Origin of the sequence: Marinobacterium lutimaris (genome assembly GCF_900108065.1) — a bacterium.
GTDB lineage: Bacteria > Pseudomonadota > Gammaproteobacteria > Pseudomonadales > Balneatricaceae > Marinobacterium_D > Marinobacterium_D lutimaris.
The window spans coordinates 184,097-201,771 of sequence record NZ_FNVQ01000004.1 but is presented as its reverse complement, the minus strand read 5'-3'; the positions used below and the strand labels follow the sequence as shown (position 1 = coordinate 201,771).

Here is a 17,675-nt window from a genome sequence, read left to right as displayed (position 1 = left end):
GGGAGTGGGTGGGCTGTGGATAATGAGGACAAAAAGAAGCCCCGGCTTAAAGCCGGGGCTGGTGTGGTTCCGAATCGTACGAGTTAGCCGGGCTCAGCTCAGGCGGCTGCTTCGTCCTTCTCCGGTACCGACTCGCGAATCAGGTAGTCGAAGGCACCCAGTGAGGCGGTGGCGCCTGCGCCCATTGCGATAATGATCTGCTTGAACGGCACGGTGGTCACATCACCGGCGGCGAAGACGCCCGGCATGGAGGTTTCACCCTTGGCGCCGATCTCGATCTCGCCAAACTTGGACAGATCCAGGTCGCCCTTGAGCCATTCGCTGTTTGGTACCAGTCCGATCTGGACGAAGATACCTGCCACATCCACATCATGGGACTCGCCGGTGGCACGGTCGGTATAGGTCAGACCGGTGACACGCTCGCCATCGCCATTCACCTGGGTGGTGGCTGCTTCCTTGATGATCCTGATATTTGGCATCGACTTGGCCTTGCGCACCAGCACATCGTCGGCACGCAGGGTGTCGCCGAACTCCAGCACGGTTACGTCCTTGACGATACCGGCCAGGTCGATCGCCGCTTCGATACCGGAGTTGCCGCCGCCGATCACCGCTACGCTCTTGCCCTTGAACAGCGGGCCGTCACAGTGCGGGCAGTAGGCCACGCCCTTGCCGCTGTACTCTTTCTCACCGGGGACGTTCATCTGTCTCCAGCGGGCGCCGGTGGCAAGAACGACCGCCCGGCTTTTCAGCGTTGCGCCGCTTTCCAGGTCTACTTCAACCTGACCTTCACGACGTAATTTGGACGCCTTCTGCTCAGTAATGATATCCACTTCATAATCGCGGACATGCTCTTCCAGGCTGGCGACCAGCTTGGGGCCTTCGGTGTACTTGGTGGAGATAAAGTTCTCGATCCCCACGGTGTCCATTACCTGGCCACCAAAACGCTCGGCGACGATACCGGTACGGATGCCCTTACGTGCGGCGTAGATTGCTGCCGCAGCACCGGCCGGGCCACCGCCTACAACCAGCAGGTCATAGGGCTCTTTCTCTGACAATTCGGCGGCCTTGCGCTCGGCGGCGCCGTCGTCGACCTTGTTCAGGATCTCGGCCAGGCTCATGCGGCCCTGGCCGAACGCTTCGCCGTTCAGGAATACGCTGGGAACGGCCATGATATTGCGCTCGCTGACCTCATCCGGGAATACGCCGCCGTCGATCATGGTGTGGGTGATCTTCGGGTTCAGCGTAGCCATCAGGTTCAGCGCCTGGACCACGTCCGGGCAGTTCTGGCAGGAGAGCGAGATGTAAGTCTCGAAGTGCAGCTCCTTATCCAGTGCCTTGATCTGTTCGATCTGCTCGTCGGCGACCTTCGGTGGGTAACCGCCGTTCTGCAGCAGTGCCAGCACCAGAGAGGTGAACTCGTGTCCCATCGGGATACCGGCAAAATGAACGCGAGGAGTCACACCTGCCGGTGATACCGCCATGCTCGGTTTACGAGCGGCGTTGCCCTCTTCGTTCAGGGAAATTTTGTCAGACAGCGGGGCGATCTCCTGCGCCAGTTCGCGCAGCTCTTTGCCCTTGGCTGAGTCGTCTGCAGACAGGGTTATCTCAATCGGAGTAACCAGCGCCTGCAGATAGGTGTTCAGTTGCTGTTTCAGGTTTGCATCCAACATGAGCCTGTCCTGCATTAGTGTTCAAAGAAAATCGCTGTTCAAGGAAAATCGAAGGGTGGGGCTGCGCCCCGGTGCTTTTAAACACCCCGGCACAGCCCTCGGTGGAACCGGTCTTAGATCTTGCCGACCAGGTCCAGAGACGGTGCCAGAGTCGCTTCGCCTTCTTTCCACTTAGCCGGGCAAACTTCACCCGGGTGGCTAGCAACGTACTGAGCTGCTTTGATCTTACGCAGCAGGCTTTCAGCTTCACGGCCGATGCCCTCAGCAGTTACTTCAGCGGCCTGGATGATGCCTTCCGGGTCGACGATGAAAGTAGCGCGGTCTGCCAGGCCCTGGCCTTCACGCAGTACGTCGAAGTTGGTGGTCACGGTCCAGTTCGGATCGCCGATCATGGTGTACTTGATCTTGCCGATGGTTTCAGAAGCATCGTGCCAAGCTTTGTGTACGAAGTGGGTGTCGGTAGATACAGAGTAAACTTCCACGCCCAGCTTCTGCAGCTCTTCGTAGTGATCAGCCACGTCGCCCAGTTCGGTCGGGCAAACGAAGGTGAAGTCGGCCGGGTAGAAGAAGAATACGGACCACTTACCTTTCAGGTCAGCGTCAGAAACTTCGATGAATTCGCCGTTTTTGAATGCGTTCGCGGTGAACGGCTTGATCGGGGTGTTGATTGCCTGAGCCATGTCTAATCTCCTTTAGGTTTGTCAGTAGCGTTTCGACAGAACCCAGAATAGTTTTCTCCGTTAGATATGAGAAATTGATTATTCCAAGGTTACTGATAGCTATCCTTAATCGACGGCCAGTAGCCGACGCCTATTATTCATTGGGCCCCGAGGTTGGCAGTTTCAACCCCCCGGTTTCCAATAAGGTCTGTTGCAGGATCTATCAGGGAGCGGTGGCAGCGGCCTGAATGGCGGTGAGGGCGATGGTGAAGACGATATCTTCGACCAGCGCGCCGCGGGACAGATCGTTTACCGGCTTGCGCATCCCCTGCAGCATAGGTCCGATGCTGATGACGTCGGCGCTGCGCTGCACCGCCTTGTAGGTGGTGTTGCCCGTGTTCAGGTCGGGGAAGATAAAGACGGTGGCGCGACCGGCCACGGGGCTGTCCGGGGCTTTGCTGCGGGCCACGCTCTCCATGATGGCGGCGTCATATTGCAGAGGTCCGTCAATTAACAGGTCGGGGCGTTTGGCCTGGGCCAGAGTGGTCGCCTTACGCACCTTATCCACATCGGCGCCCTGGCCTGACTGGCCGGTGCTGTAGCTGATCATCGCCACCCGCGGCGGGATACCGAATGCGGCGGCGGAGTCGGCGCTCTGGATGGCGATATCGGCCAGCTCTTCCGCATTGGGATCGGGATTGATGGCGCAGTCACCGTAAACCAGCACCTGGTCCGGCAGCAGCATAAAGAAGACGGAAGAAACCAGGCTGGTGTTAGCCGCAGTGCGGATCAGCTGCAGCGGCGGGCGGATGGTGTTCGCCGTGGTATGCACCGCGCCGCTGACCAGGCCGTCCACCTCGCCGGCTTCCAGCATCAGCGTACCGAGCATGACGTTATCCTGCAGCTCATCCCGGGCCTGCAGCTCGGTCATTCCCTTATGTGCCCTCAGCTGCATCAGCCGCTGCACATAGTGCTCGCGCTTGACCTCTGGATCGACTACCTGCACACCCTCGGGTAGATGGATGCCCTGGTTCTGGGCCAGCTCCTCTATCTCCTCTGGGTCTCCCAGCAGAATTGAACGAGCGATACCGCGCTGGGCGCAGATGGCGGCGGCGCGCAGGGTGCGCGGCTCGTTACCCTCTGGCAGAACGATGCAGCGGTTGGCCTCACGGGCTCTGAGCGTCAATTGATAGCGGAACGCGGCGGGGGAGAGGTGTACCTCGCTGCTGCAGGTACGCAGGGATGCCAACCAGTCGGCATCCAGATGGGCGGCGGTAAACTCCTTGACCCGCTTGATCCGCTCACTGTCCTCTACCGGAATTTCCAGCGAATAGCGGGGGATATTCAGCACCGTCTGCCAGCTGTCTGTATCGACACAGACCAGCGGCAGGCCCGATTCCAGCCCCTTGCTGCAGAGTTTCATCACCTGCTCTGAGGGGCGAAAACCACCGGTCAGAACCAGCCCGGCCAACTCCACGCCGTTGGCGGCGGCCAGGCAGGCGGCGAGGATAATATCCTCGCGATCCCCCGGCGTCAGAATCAGCGTGCCCGGGCGCAGGCGGCTGGCGGCGTTGCTGAGCGTCTGCGCGCATAGAGTGATATTGCTGACCCTGCGGGTGGCGATCTCACCGGCGTTAAGGATGCTGGCGCCCAGGTAATCGGTGATATCACAGAGGCGAGGCGCCACCATGGCGGCATCCCAGGGAATCCCCCCGAGGAGTCGGAAGCCGGGGTTGAACAGGGTGCTACCGGTTTTTAACTCGGTCAGGGTGAAACTGCGGGTCTGGGTTTCATCCATCGCCAGATCGGGCCGCGGATTACCCTCCCGGTCCAGCGGTGCATCCAGCTTGTTGAGAATACAGCCGAGCACCTTGGGGTTGCCGATGCCTCCATAAAGCCGGGCGACGATATCGATATGGTCCTGGGTGGCTTCAACGGAATCCAGCCCCGGCGATGCCACCAGCACCACATCGGCATCCAGCGCCTTGGCGACTTCCCGGTTCAGGGTGTTGGCGTAGGGCTGGGTTGGGGTGGAGACCAGGCCTTCAATGACCACCACATCGGGTAACACCTGATCGGAGGCTTCGCCATAGTTGGTCTGGAAACGCTCTATGATCTGTTCCAGCAACTGATCCTGCTGACCGCTCCTGACCAGATGCTCGGCCTCACGCATCGGGATAGGGTCGGCGATGGCAAAAGCACTGCTGGAGCGCAGGATCGCCACACTTCGATCGGTACTGTCGCCGTTGCGTGTCTGTGCTATGGGCTTGAAAAAGCCGACGCGGATACCCTGTTGCTCAAGTGCGTGAACCAGCCCGAGTGCTGTGGTGGTCAGACCGCTGCCGAGCCCGGCGGGCGCGATCAGAATGCTGTGTGGCATAGCCTGGCTTCCCCTTTTGATTTCCCTGTCGAAACGGTGCGTATATTTTGTGCGATGCAAAAAATATACGCCTTGGCTTTGGGTCAGGGAAACCCCGGAATGGCCTGATAGTTGACCAGCCTCTGCTGCTCAACTCTTTTCGTTCATTTGCGCGCAGTAGTCTGGGTTTTCCCTGGCAGGGGTGAAGAGTATCAGGTCAACTGTTGCAAGATTGCCAAAGCTCTCGGGTTCGTAGCTTCCTGGGTCGTCGCCATGAGCCTGATCGTTCTCTTCAACGGCCTGCAATATCAGGGTGAGGGAGGGGGTAGCGTCCAGCCAGCGGGGTACGCCCAGGTCCTTGCGCGCATGGATGCTGCCGGTAAGCAGAATGCCGGTGCGATCGGTTGAAGTATGGTTTCTCAATACGCGGGCGATGCTTTGATCCCGGGCCAGTTGTACCTGGCGCATCGGATCCAGTTGGGAGCGCGGTAACTGACCGCAGTGACTTTCAAACAGCAGGTCGCGCATAAAATCTGCGTGGGCCGGCTCCAGTTCACCGTCGGGCGCTTTATCGCGGTAAACCTGGCTCATGGTCTCGCGGCTGATATCGGCCGCGAGCACGGATTGACTCCATTTGAACGCCGCTTCCACCGGCGCCTGGTACAAGGACCAGGGCCAGCCATCCTGCCAGTCCAGGGCTTGTGGCGTCGGTGGCTCATTTGCAGTGAAAAGCTGGTCGAACAGGGGTTGTTTATCGCGGGAAGCCATCTCCAGGGCCACGGCACCAAGGCGCTGCTGTTCGCCCAGGGCTGAAATCAGCTCCGCCTGGAAATGGTGATGGTCCGGGTTGTCGTGCTGTTCGCCGATCAGCAGCCAGCCGCCTTTCGGTAGCTCAGCGTAAAACTCCGGCCAGTCGATAAAGCGTTGTTGCTCCGGCGACCAGAGCTTGCCCACCAGCGGGTTATCCTCGGCACTGACCGGCAGCGCCAGTGCCATCAGGCAGAGCAGCAACAGAGGGCCGGACGTTCGCCGCTGGCGCTGCTTTCTCAACATCGGCAGCATCGGTCAGTCTCCGTGGGGTGAGCTGGATTTTACATCCAGGTAGTCACGCTGGATCACGGTTTCGAGCGCGTTGGTGGCGGTCACCAGTTCGTCGAAGGTTTCGCGGCAGGCTTTCAGCTGTTTTATCTGGTCCTGGCTGGGCACGCCGGTGCTGCTGACGTTGGCGATATCCAGCAGTTCGCGCACATAGGCGGCACGGGCGTGGGCTACCATGGTCAGCAGGGGTTTAAGGTCGTTTAGCGAAAGCTCGGGAAACTGTGGATTGATGATCTCCCGGTTGATTTCGCGGCGGTATTTCTCCAGTTCCAGCAGCAGGCGGTTATTGCTCACAGGCATGCTGTGTCTCCTCTTCATGTCGTCATGGGGTCCATGGAAACCTGAGCAGTTCCGTACTCTTCCTGAAGGTTAGCTCTAATCGTTGTAAAAGCGTTAATGAATCAGTGCCTTGTACTGACCAGGGTGGCGGTGGATAAGCGGTGTCCGGGATGACGCTGTGGCGGGTAGATGGCATACTCGCGACGTCCGCTATCTGCGGCGGTATTTCGTTTCGCGTGAACAGGAAGCCCGAATGAGTGTAGAGACCACTGTGGAAAATGGCACCGAGCAGCTCTCGCTGCGTGACTTTACCGAGAAGGCTTATCTCGACTATTCAATGTACGTCATTCTGGACCGTGCTCTGCCGCATATAGGCGATGGCATGAAGCCGGTGCAGCGACGTATCGTCTATGCCATGTCGGAACTGGGCCTGAAGGCCACGGCCAAGTACAAGAAGTCGGCGCGTACCGTCGGTGATGTACTGGGTAAGTTCCACCCCCACGGTGACTCCGCCTGTTACGAGGCGATGGTGCTGATGGCGCAGCCGTTCAGCTACCGTTATCCACTGGTCGACGGCCAGGGCAACTGGGGCTCCCAGGATGATCCCAAGTCGTTCGCGGCCATGCGTTACACCGAATCCAAACTGTCACGCTATTCCGAAGTACTGCTCAGCGAGCTGGGCCAGGGCACGGTTGAGTGGGTGCCCAACTTTGACGGCACCATGAATGAGCCGGAAGTATTGCCGGCGCGCCTGCCCAACGTATTGCTCAATGGTGGTACCGGTATCGCGGTGGGTATGGCCACCGATATTCCGCCGCACAACCTGCGTGAAGTGGCGAAGGCTTGTGTGCACCTGCTCAAACACCCGTCTGCGGATGTGGAGCAACTCAGTGAATTTGTGCCGGCGCCGGACTTCCCCACCGATGCCGAGATCATCACGCCGCGTGAAGAGCTGCTGAAGCTTTACCGCACCGGCCGTGGCTCGGTGAAGGCGAGGGCGGTTTACAGCAAGGAGGATGGCGATATTGTCATCACCGCGCTGCCGTACCAGGTGTCAGGCGCCCGCGTGCTGGAGCAGATCGCCCAGCAGATGCAGCAGAAAAAACTGCCGATGGTCTCCGACCTGCGTGACGAATCGGACCACGAAAACCCGACCCGTCTGGTGGTGGTGCCGCGCTCCAACCGCATCGATACCGAGCAACTGATGGCGCACCTGTTCGCCAGCACCGATCTCGAGCGCAGCTACCGCGTTAACCTGAACATGATCGGCATCGATGGCCGCCCCCAGGTGAAGGATCTGCGTCAGATCCTCACCGAGTGGCTGACCTGGCGAACCGATGTGGTGCGCCGCCGACTGCAGCACCGTCTGCAGAAGGTGATCGACCGCCTGCATATACTTGAAGGCTTGATGGTGGCCTACCTCAATATCGATGAGGTGATCGCCATTATCCGCCACGAGGAGGAGCCCAAGCAGGAGCTGATGCGCCGCTTCAACCTGACCGACATTCAGGCCGATGCGATTCTCGACCTGAAACTTCGTCATTTGGCACGTCTGGAAGAGTTCAAGATCCGCGGTGAGCAGGACGAGCTGAGCGAAGAGCGCAAGCAGCTCGAGGAAACCCTCGGCTCTGACAAACTGATGCGTAAGCTGATCAAGGAAGAGATCGAGGCGACCGCCAAGGAGTTTGGTGACGAGCGCCGCTCACCGCTGGTGGAGCGTGAAGAAGCCCAGGCGTTCAGCGAGAAGGATCTGCTTAGCGCCGATCCGGTGACCATCGTACTCTCCAAGCAGGGTTGGATCCGCGCCGCCAAGGGGCACGATATCGATGCGGAGGGGCTGAGCTACAAGTCCGGCGACGGCTTCAAGCTGGCGTGCCCGGGACGGATGAACCAGCCCACCATTCTGCTCGACTCCACCGGCCGCAGTTATACCCTGGATACTCACACCCTGCCGTCGGCAAGGGGGCAGGGCGAGCCGGTGACCGGCAAGCTGACGCTACCCAAGGGCGCGGTGATCGACGGGCTGACCTCCGGCCGCGATAGCGACCAGGTGCTGATGGCCTCCGATGCGGGTTACGGCTTTGTTACCCGGATCGAGGATCTGACCTCGAAAACCAAGAACGGTAAGGCGGTGCTGACGCTGCCGAAAGCTGCCAAGGTGCTGGCGCCGGTGAATGTGCAGGCCCCCGACACCGAGCTGCTGGCTGCGGTGAGCTCCACCGGTCGACTGCTGGTGTTCCCGGTCTCCGAGCTGCCTCAACTGGGACGCGGCAAGGGCAACAAAATTATCAACATCCCCTCCAGCGCAGCGGCCACCGGCGAAGAACTGATGGTAGCGATCCAGACCTTCCTGCCGGAGGACACCCTGGTGATTCACGCCGGTCGTCAGCATTTGAAGCTCAAGGGCTCAGATCTGGAACATTACCGCGGCGAGCGTGGCCGTCGGGGCAGCAAACTGCCGCGCGGATTCCAGCGCGTCGATGGTATGGATGTGATCTCGGCCGCCAAGGCTGAGGAGTAAGCCCTCGGCGCGGCGTGCCGCAGGAGGCGCGCCTCGCGCCGATTGGGCGGTGTTTCAGACTGCGGTGGTTGATCGCGAGGGGGGCGTCGCCCCTACTTGAAACGTTACCACTGTAGGAGCTGCTCCCTCGCGCCGATTGGGTCGTTTCAACCCACGGCGATTAATCCCGCGCCTGTTCCTGCTCGCGGCTCTGCAGCTTGGTGAGCAGATGGCGCGCCTGTTTCTCCAGCAGTTCCTGATAGGACTTGGCGATCTTCATGATCAGCACCTTGTCCTCATCCTCACGGCGGATATCCGCCCCCGCCAGCAGGGTGGCCTTGAGGTCAGCCGCCTCGGTCAGCGCGGTGTGGCTGATCAGTTCATTGCTCTCAGTGGTACGGGTCAGGAAGTGTGCTTCCTCCTGCATGCGATCGAGACGGTCATACTTGCCGCGCACCAGCGCGAGGTGCAGGTTGATCACCGGCTTGAACTGACGAATACGGTGCTGGTTGTAGTGGCGGTATAGATAGCTGAACAGCATGGCGCTGCAGAGCGCGTTGATACCGTGGCTGTCGTCCTCTTTCGGCTGGTCGAAGAACAGCTGCAGATCGCCGTCGCTGCCGGCTTCCACGCGGCCGCTGTAAATATGCGCTACCGAGTTTGCCAGGGTACGGTAGGGGCGCAGCAGATGCTGGCGCTCCTCCTCGGTAATGTTTTCCGAACGGGCGCTGGTGGCGTCGATCAGGAACAGGTAGCCGGCATCCTTGGCCTGGAGCATCAGTTCCAGTTCATGCTCAAGGGTATAAAGACCCAGTTGCTCCTCTTTCCGGCCCAGCGGCTGAACCACGGAGAAGCGCGACTTGGGCTGAGTTTCTTGCGCGGAGTCGTCGAACTCCACCTGATCGTCGTCGATATCCGGGGCGATCGCTTCGTCGCTCTCCTCATCACGGTGATCCTGGGGCGTAAACGGCGGCATCCCCTGGCGGTCGCGGGACGGGCGCAGCAGTTCGACCAGCTCACGATTATCGTCACGGCCAGTATCACCTTGGGAGTCCGTATTGGTTTCGGCTGCTGGTCTGGCTGGCGCGGCGCTGTACCCCGTTTCATCCGAGCTGTCCCTGGTGCCCGCATTGGGGCTGAGCCAGGAGGCAAGTTGCGGCTCAAAATCGGCGCTGGGCTGACGGGCCATCAGTGGAGTCTGCTGTTCCCGCTCGTGTTCGTCAGGATCGCTGTCAAAGCTCAAGGGCGCGTCATCAAGGTCTTCGGGCTCTTCGTCGAGAGCATCGCCGGGTATATCGTCGAACTCATACTCATCTTCTCGCACCTGAATCTGCTGCTCGCTGTCCAGGGTCGGCACTGGGGCTGGGTGCTCATCCTCAGTCTCCAGTTCGTCGTCGAATTGCGGCGCAATATCGCTGGCCAGGGTGCGAAAGTCGGAGGTTTCTGCCGCCGCAGGTGAGGTGCTGCGGCGGAGTACAAACCAGAGGGTCAGCAGGGTCAGCAGGATCGAGCCCAGAGCCAGGGCTCCAGCTTCAAACAGCAGGTTCTTCAGCAGCATCCAGCTGTACTGCGGGTTTATCCACAGCGTAAGTTCGCCCAGGCGTTCGCTGTCCCGGCTCAGCTCCAGCGTCTGGCGCAGGCCTGTCTGGCTACCGGCCACGGCAACCGGCAGTGCGGTACCGTCGACCAGGTGCAGACCGTTCAACTGCGGTTGCTTGTTAAGTTCGTTGAAAACGTAATTGAGGCTGATGCGATCATCGGCCAGCAGCAGTGGCTGGATCAGTATGGCGGTGGCGCGCCCCAGGCTTTCGCCGTAGTCACGGGCTTCCTCTTCGGCGCTGCTTTTGGCGCTGTAATAGAGCAGAGCGGTACTGGCCAGCAGGCACAACAGCAGTACGCCGGCCAGGGGCAGTAGCCTTTTATAGAGTCCGTGCTGGGTACTGGCTGTGGGGCGATCCATCTACACTCGGTCAGGTCGGCGGCCGGAAAGGAATGATTGGCCGGATAATAGCAGCTAGTGTTCGCCAGTCACAGCCCGGAAAGGGGCTGAGGAGTGTGTCAAGCGGCCCCTGAATCGCGGTATAATGTTTGATTCAATGCACCAACCCGGAACACTGTTGGATGAACGTAGCAGAATACATGTCCGAACTGGGACAAAAAGCACGTGCGGCCTCGCGTCTGATGGCCCGTGCCGACACCGGTTCGAAAAACGCAGCACTGGATGCGATGGCACGTGTGCTGGACGCCAGCCGCGAGCAGCTGGTGGCTGCCAACCAGAAAGATCTGGAAAACGGCCGCGCCAATGGCCTCGATGCGGCGATGCTGGATCGTCTCGAACTGACCCCGGCGCGCATCGATACCATGATCGAGGGCCTGCGCCAGGTAGCGGCTTTGCCAGATCCGATTGGCGGCATCACCGATATGAACTACCGCCCATCCGGTATTCAGATCGGTAAAATGCGCGTGCCGCTGGGTGTTATCGGCATCATTTACGAGTCCCGCCCGAACGTCACGGCGGAAGCGGCCAGCCTGTGTCTGAAGTCTGGCAACGCCACCATTCTGCGCGGCGGCTCAGAGGCGATCCATTCCAACCATGCGATTGCGGCCTGCGTCAGCCAGGGGCTGGTTGAAGCCGGCCTGCCGGCGGAAGCGGTGCAGGTGGTGGAAACTACCGATCGTGCCGCCGTGGGCGAGCTGATCACCATGCCGGAATACGTGGACGTCATCGTTCCGCGTGGCGGCAAGGGGTTGATCGAACGTATCTCCCGCGATGCCCGCGTTCCGGTGATCAAGCATCTGGATGGCATCTGCCACGTCTACATCGACGATCAGGCGGACAAGAGCAAGGCGATCAATATCGCGATCAACGCCAAGACTCACCGCTACGGTACCTGCAACACCATGGAAACCCTGCTGGTGAACCGCGCTGTCGCAGCCGAGATGCTGCCAGAACTGGCCGAGCACTATGCCGAACTGGGTGTTGAACTGCGTGGCTGCGCTGCGACCCGCGAGCTGCTGCCGCAGGTGAACGAAGCCACTGAAGAGGATTGGGCCACTGAATACCTGGCTCCGATTCTTGCCGTCAAAGTTGTCGAGGATATGGCCGAAGCGATCGAGCATATCAACCGCTGGGGCTCGCATCACACCGACGCCATCATTACCGAGAACTACACCAAGGCGCGGGCGTTCCTGCGTGAGGTGGATTCCAGCTCGGTGATGGTGAACGCTTCGACTCGCTTTGCCGATGGCTTCGAATATGGTCTGGGTGCAGAAATCGGTATCTCTACCGATAAAATACACGCCCGCGGACCGGTCGGCCTGGAAGGGCTGACATCGCAGAAGTACGTGGTGCTCGGCGACGGACAGATCCGGCAGTGATCGATGGCTGGCGCTGAAACTGGCGGCGTGCCCTTTGTATTTATGGGGGGCACCTTCGATCCCATCCATAACGGTCATCTGCGCACGGCGCTTGAGATCCAGCAGTGGTTGGAGATCCCTGAGGTCTGCCTGATTCCGTCGAAGGTGCCAGTGCACCGGGACGAGCCTGGCTGTACCTCGGAACAGCGTCTGGCGATGGTGGAGCTGGCGGTGGCCGACGAGCCCAGCCTGACGGCCGATGCCCGTGAAATACGCTCGGACAAACCGTCATACTCCCTGCTGACGCTGGAGTCGCTGCGCCAGGAACTTGGGCCGCAGCGGCCTCTCTGTATGGTCATGGGCGCGGACGCGTATATGACGCTTTCGCGCTGGTACCAATGGGAACGCTTTATCGATCTGTGCCATATCCTGGTGGTAACAAGGCCGGGTTACGAGCTGGATCTCGATCCGGAAATGAAGCGCTTTACCGATCGTCACGCGGCGGGCTCAAAACAGGAGCTGCTGAGCTTGCCGGCAGGAAAGGTGTTGATTCATGAGCTGACCCCGCTCGGCATCTCGGCGACCCAGGTCCGCCAGTTGGCCGCACAGGGGCAATCACCGCGTTATCTCATACCCGACAGCGTATGGGACTATATTCAAACTAACAGGCTTTACGGCTTTAACCGTCTCTAATGGACGCAAACAAAGGTACTGAAAACCCGATGCAGACCGATCAGTTGATCAACCTGGTGCACAGCGCGCTTGAGGATATGAAAGCCCGTGACGTTGCGACCCTGAATGTCACCGGTAAATCCAGCGTTACCGATTACATGGTGGTGGCCAGCGGTACTTCCAAACGTCACGTGATGTCCGTGGCCCAGGAAGTGATCGAAAAAGTGAAAGAGCAGGGCGTATTGCCCGTCGGTGTTGAAGGTCAGGGTGTCGGTGACTGGGTTCTGGTGGATCTCGGCGACGTGGTGGTCCACGTGATGATGCCGGATGCGCGCAGCTTCTATGATATCGAACGTCTCTGGTCGTTCGACGATGAAAGTGAAGACGCTGCAGCGGATAACGATTGATCCATGCGTATCAAACTGATCGCCGTTGGCGGCAAAATGCCCGGTTGGGTGAGCGAAGGCTACGATGAGTATGCCCGCCGCCTGCCGGGCGATTTTCGTCTGGAGCTGGTTGAGCTGCAGCTGGGTCATCGTGGCAAGGGCGCCGATATCGCGCGGGCAATCCGCAGCGAGGGCGATGCCATGCTGGCCGCTATCCCCAAGGGTGACCGGGTGATCGCGCTGACCGTGGACGGGCGCAGCTGGTCCACCGAGCAGCTGGCTGAGCAGGCCGAGGAGTGGCGCATGTCTGGCCAGAACCTCTGTTTGCTGGTGGGCGGCCCCGATGGACTCGACCCGCGTTGTGTCGCCGCAGCCGATCAAAAATGGTCTCTGTCGAAGCTGACTCTTCCTCATCCGCTCGTGCGTATCATGCTGGCGGAACAATTGTACCGCGCCTGGACTCTGTTACAGGGTCACCCCTACCATAAATAACGAATCCGATGGCTGCTGTGGAGCGACTTAAAGACTACTCTCAGGAGGGCAGAACCTTCGCCAATCGCGCCATTATCGCGATGGTGATCGTGATCCTGATGATGGGCGCGCTGGTGGCGCGTATCTATTTCCTCCAGGTCATAGAGCATGATCGCTATGCGGCGATCTCCGAGAAGAACCGTGTGCAGCTGCAGCCGGTGGCGCCCCGGCGTGGTCTGATCTACGACCGCAACGGTACCCTGCTGGCCGACAACCGCCCTGACTTCAGTTTGACACTGCTGAAAGAGGAGGTGGATGACCTGGATGCGACCATCGCCCGTATCGGTCAGATCATCGATCTCGAACCCAACGATATCGAACGCTTCAAAAAGCGCCTCAATCAGCGTCGGCGACCGTTTACCTCGGTGCCGCTGAAGTTCAGCCTCACCGAGAAAGAGATCGCTGAAATCTCTGTGAACTACCAGCGCCTGCCTGGCGTTCAGGTGGAAGCGGACCTGGTGCGTTATTACCCCTACGGCGATTCAATGGTGCATGCCCTGGGTTATGTGGGCCGCATCAATGAGCGTGAGTTGCAGCGGCTGGATCCGGAAAACTACGCGGCTACGCACTACATCGGCAAACTCGGTATCGAACGCTTCTACGAGTCGCTGCTGCACGGCCAGGTGGGATTCCAGAAGGTGGAAACCAATGCCCGTGGCCGCGTGCTTCGCGTATTGGAAAGCCAGGATCCGGTGCCGGGGCGGAATATTCAACTGAGCCTTGATCTCAAACTGCAGAAGTTCTCCGAGCAGCTGATCGAGGGGCGGCGCGCCTCCATCGTGGCGATCGATCCGCGTAACGGCGAGATCCTGGCGCTGGTGAGTGAGCCCGCCTACGACCCCAACCTCTTCGTTACCGGTATCTCCACCAAAGATTACGCGGAACTGCGCGACTCCAAGGATCTGCCGCTCTACAACCGGGCGATCCGCGGCCGCTATCCGCCGGGCTCAACGCTGAAACCCTTTACGGCACTTTCCGCCATCGACAGCGGTTCGGTGTCCATCGACCATACGGTCTGGGATCCGGGTTTTTATCAGCTCACCAAGGGCGGTCGAAAATACCGCGATTGGAAACGCTGGGGCCATGGCAAGGTCGATCTGAATCTGGCGCTGGCACAGTCCTGTGACGTCTGGTTTTACGATGCGGGCTACAAGACCGGCATCGATAACATGTCCGATTACCTGGGGCGTTTTGGCTTTGGCCAGGTGACCAGCCTGGATCTGCCGGAGGCGGACGATGCTCTGCTGCCGACCAAGGACTGGAAACAGGGACGCTACAAGCAGCCCTGGTATCCCGGTGACTCCCTCAACCTGAGTATCGGTCAGGGCTTCATGCTGGCCACGCCGCTGCAGCTGGCCACCGCCACGGCGGTGCTGGCGAACCGCGGCAAGTGGGTGCGACCACATACCATTCGTGGCGTTATCAACAGTGACGGCACCACCAGCATGCCGGAGATCGAGTCGGAAAACCCGCTGCCTGACGATGTAAAACTGAATCATCCCGAGTTCTGGAAACCGGTGATCCAGGGCATGGTCGATGTTATGCACAGCAGTTACGGTACGGCGCGCCGTGCGGCGGCCGGCGCCGAGTACACCATGGCGGGCAAGACAGGTACCGCCCAGGTGGTTGGTATCGCCCAGGACGCGAGATATAACCCTGAGGAGCTGGCGGAGCGTCATCTGGACCACGCTCTGTTTGTCGCCTTTGCACCGGTCGATGATCCGAAAATTGCCGTGGCGGTAGTGGTTGAGAACGGTGGTGGCGGTTCCAGTACCGCGGCCCCCATCGCCCGCGAGGTGATGGATGCCTGGCTGACCGACGACTACGTTAACGATCTGGAGGTGGATAAATGAGTCAGCGCGATTTTCAGCGCACCCTCTCAGACAGCTCGGCGCACCTGAGCCGGCCCACCGGTCTGTGGAGTTACACCCATCTGGATGCCTGGCTGCTGCTGATGCTTTTGTCGCTGTGCGGTTTTGGCCTGTTTGTACTTTACAGCGCATCCGAGCGTGACCTGGGATATGTGGAGCGTCAGGCGGTACGTATGGCCGCGGGCTTTTTTGTCATGTTTGTGCTGGCGCAGCTGAGGCCGCGCACCTTCGAAAGGTTGGGCTCCTGGGCCTATGTAGTAGGCGTGGGCCTGTTGGTGGGGGTGCTGCTCTTTGGTGTCGGCGCCAAGGGCGCACAGCGCTGGATCGAGGTGGCGGGATTCCGCTTTCAGCCCGCCGAGATCATGAAACTGGTGCTGCCGATCGTGGTGGCCGGCTTCCTGGCGCGGCAGAGCCTGCCGCCGACGATGCTGAGATTGTTTGGCGCCCTGGCGCTGATCGGCGTACCGACGGTGCTTATCATGAAGCAGCCTGACCTGGGTACTTCGCTGCTGATCGCCGCATCCGGTATCTTCGTCATCCTTTTTTCCGGCGTTTACTGGCGCTGGATCTTCCTGGCCCTGGGTCTGGCCGGTGCGGCTTTGCCCGGTCTGTGGATGGTCATGAAAGAGTATCAGCGTCAGCGAGTACTCACTTTCCTTGATCCCGAGAGCGATCCGCTGGGCGCCGGCTGGAATATCATCCAGTCCAAGACCGCCATCGGTTCCGGCGGTCTTTCCGGCAAGGGCTGGCTCCACGGCACCCAGTCCCAGCTCGATTTTCTGCCCGAATCCCATACCGATTTCATCATCGCGGTAATCGGTGAGGAACTGGGCATGACTGGCGTGATCGTACTCTTGTCGCTGTATCTGCTGATCATCGGTCGAGGGTTGGTAATTGCGGTGCAGGCCGGAGACAGTTTCTCCCGTCTGCTGGCTGGCAGTATCACGTTAACCTTCTTCGTCTACGTGTTCGTCAATATCGGTATGGTCAGCGGCATTCTGCCGGTTGTGGGGGTGCCGCTTCCGATGGTGAGCTACGGCGGCACATCGATCGTGACGCTGATGGCAGGATTTGGCATTCTGATGTCGATCCACACCCACAAGCAGATGCTGGTTCGCTAAATAAGGGTGTTGAAAATCGTTTTCGAGGCAGCCGAGGCAAGGCAAAAACAAGCGAAAAAGCGGAGTTTAGTGAACTAAATGAGCATTTTGAGCCTGTTTTTAACGCCGCATTCGGCAACGCAGATAGTTTTTCAACATCCTGCTAAGGAGATTAGGATGAAACAAGCACTACGTTCAGGAATAGCGCTCGGTGCCACCCTCCTCGGGCTGACATTGCCGCTGGCGGTCCAGGCTGCTTCGGAGGATTATGCCGACCGGCCGGAGGCCAAGGCACTGTATGAAACCCTGGAGGCGGAAGGGTTTGAACGCGATTACCTGCGTTCGGTGCTGGGTGATGCCAAGAAGCAGGAGTCGATCCTGGAGGCGATGTCGCGTCCGGCGGAAAAGCGCCTGACCTGGGGTGAATATCGCAACATATTCATTCAGCCCAAGCGGATCGAACGGGGCGTGAAATTCTGGCAGGAGCATGAGGAAACCCTGGCTCGTGCCGAGGCGGAATACGGTGTGCCGGCAGAAATTATCGTCGCTATCATCGGTGTAGAAACCCACTACGGCCGGATAATGGGCAACTACCGGGTACTCGATGCGCTCGCGACCCTGGGCTTTGATTATCCGCGTCGCGGCGAGTTTTTCCTCGGTCAGCTTGAAGACTACCTGCGCATGACCCGGGAAGAGTCTATCGAGCCGGGCACATTGAAAGGTTCCTACGCCGGCGCCATGGGCTATGGCCAGTTTATTCCGTCGAGCTTCCGCCACTACGCCATCGACTTCGATGGCGATGGCCATCGTAATATCTGGTCCAACCCGGTGGACGCCATCGGCAGTGTCGCCAACTATTTTGCCGAGCATGGCTGGAAAGCCGGTCAGCCGGTACGCGCCAATGTGGTGATGGGTTCGCCGGCCGATCCTGAGTGGATCAATGCCGATCTGAAGCCGGAGGTTTCTCTGGCGCAGTGGAGCGAACGTAATATCCGTACCCACAAAGGTCTGGATATGGCGCAGCCTGCGACGCTGATGCGCCTGGAAATGGAAGATGGTGATCACTACTGGTTTGGTCTACATAACTTTTACGTGATCACCCGCTATAACCACAGTCGCCTTTATGGCATGGCTGTCTATGAACTGAGCCAGGCGATCGCCGAGGCCAGGAAGAACGGTTAAACGAGGTAGGT

At 59.6% G+C, this 17,675-nt stretch carries 14 protein-coding genes; 8 read left to right on the top strand and 6 right to left on the bottom strand.

The window, feature by feature from the left end:
- Window positions 1–98: 98 nt before the first annotated feature.
- From ahpF to C4S72_RS17960, 5 genes are all read right to left on the bottom strand, one after another.
- Window positions 99–1,670: an alkyl hydroperoxide reductase subunit F gene (gene ahpF, locus C4S72_RS17980; protein WP_104004566.1), complete on the bottom strand. Its 1,572-nt coding sequence runs from the start codon at window positions 1,668–1,670 to the stop codon at window positions 99–101.
- Window positions 1,671–1,783: 113 nt separating this feature from the next.
- Window positions 1,784–2,350, bottom strand: coding sequence for an alkyl hydroperoxide reductase subunit C (gene ahpC, locus C4S72_RS17975; protein ID WP_104004565.1), 567 nt, complete (start codon window positions 2,348–2,350; stop codon window positions 1,784–1,786).
- 202 nt (window positions 2,351–2,552) lie between these two features.
- A complete protein-coding gene (pta, locus tag C4S72_RS17970; RefSeq protein WP_104004564.1) occupies window positions 2,553–4,709 on the bottom strand; it encodes a phosphate acetyltransferase in 2,157 nt (718 codons plus the stop codon).
- A gap of 129 nt (window positions 4,710–4,838) precedes the next feature.
- Window positions 4,839–5,750, bottom strand: a complete 912-nt coding sequence (locus tag C4S72_RS17965) for a ChaN family lipoprotein (protein WP_104004563.1) — start codon at window positions 5,748–5,750, stop codon at window positions 4,839–4,841.
- Between the two features lie 3 nt (window positions 5,751–5,753).
- Window positions 5,754–6,086, bottom strand: a complete 333-nt coding sequence (locus C4S72_RS17960; RefSeq protein WP_104004562.1) for a hypothetical protein — start codon at window positions 6,084–6,086, stop codon at window positions 5,754–5,756.
- A 232-nt stretch (window positions 6,087–6,318) separates the two neighbouring features.
- Here C4S72_RS17960 and parC point away from each other — a divergent pair, with 232 nt between their 5' ends.
- Window positions 6,319–8,586 carry a DNA topoisomerase IV subunit A gene (parC, locus tag C4S72_RS17955; protein WP_104004561.1) on the top strand — a complete coding sequence of 756 codons (2,268 nt, stop codon included), beginning with the start codon at window positions 6,319–6,321 and terminating at the stop codon, window positions 8,584–8,586.
- A 160-nt stretch (window positions 8,587–8,746) separates the two neighbouring features.
- Here parC and C4S72_RS17950 read toward each other — a convergent pair whose 3' ends face one another.
- A complete protein-coding gene (locus tag C4S72_RS17950) occupies window positions 8,747–10,525 on the bottom strand; it encodes a hypothetical protein (RefSeq protein WP_104004560.1) in 1,779 nt (592 codons plus the stop codon).
- Between the two features lie 161 nt (window positions 10,526–10,686).
- Here C4S72_RS17950 and C4S72_RS17945 point away from each other — a divergent pair, with 161 nt between their 5' ends.
- The 7 genes from C4S72_RS17945 to mltB all read left to right on the top strand — a co-directional run bounded on the left by C4S72_RS17945 (window position 10,687) and on the right by mltB (window position 17,664).
- The gene (locus C4S72_RS17945) at window positions 10,687–11,943 is read left to right on the top strand and encodes a glutamate-5-semialdehyde dehydrogenase (protein ID WP_104004559.1); all 1,257 of its coding nucleotides are present in this window, start codon (window positions 10,687–10,689) and stop codon (window positions 11,941–11,943) included.
- 3 nt (window positions 11,944–11,946) lie between these two features.
- Window positions 11,947–12,615, top strand: coding sequence for a nicotinate-nucleotide adenylyltransferase (gene nadD / locus C4S72_RS17940; RefSeq protein WP_235009187.1), 669 nt, complete (start codon window positions 11,947–11,949; stop codon window positions 12,613–12,615).
- A gap of 29 nt (window positions 12,616–12,644) precedes the next feature.
- Window positions 12,645–13,001 (top strand): ribosome silencing factor, encoded by a 357-nt coding sequence (gene rsfS / locus C4S72_RS17935; RefSeq protein ID WP_104004827.1) that lies wholly within the window; start codon window positions 12,645–12,647, stop codon window positions 12,999–13,001.
- A gap of 3 nt (window positions 13,002–13,004) precedes the next feature.
- Window positions 13,005–13,472, top strand: a complete 468-nt coding sequence (rlmH, locus tag C4S72_RS17930; RefSeq protein WP_104004558.1) for a 23S rRNA (pseudouridine(1915)-N(3))-methyltransferase RlmH — start codon at window positions 13,005–13,007, stop codon at window positions 13,470–13,472.
- 8 nt (window positions 13,473–13,480) lie between these two features.
- The gene (mrdA, locus tag C4S72_RS17925) at window positions 13,481–15,364 is read left to right on the top strand and encodes a penicillin-binding protein 2 (protein ID WP_104004557.1); all 1,884 of its coding nucleotides are present in this window, start codon (window positions 13,481–13,483) and stop codon (window positions 15,362–15,364) included.
- Window positions 15,361–16,503, top strand: a complete 1,143-nt coding sequence (gene rodA / locus C4S72_RS17920) for a rod shape-determining protein RodA (protein WP_104004556.1) — start codon at window positions 15,361–15,363, stop codon at window positions 16,501–16,503. The genes mrdA and rodA overlap by 4 nt, the downstream gene beginning before the upstream one ends.
- 156 nt (window positions 16,504–16,659) lie before the next feature.
- Window positions 16,660–17,664, top strand: coding sequence for a lytic murein transglycosylase B (gene mltB / locus C4S72_RS17915; RefSeq protein ID WP_104004555.1), 1,005 nt, complete (start codon window positions 16,660–16,662; stop codon window positions 17,662–17,664).
- Window positions 17,665–17,675 lie beyond the last annotated feature (11 nt).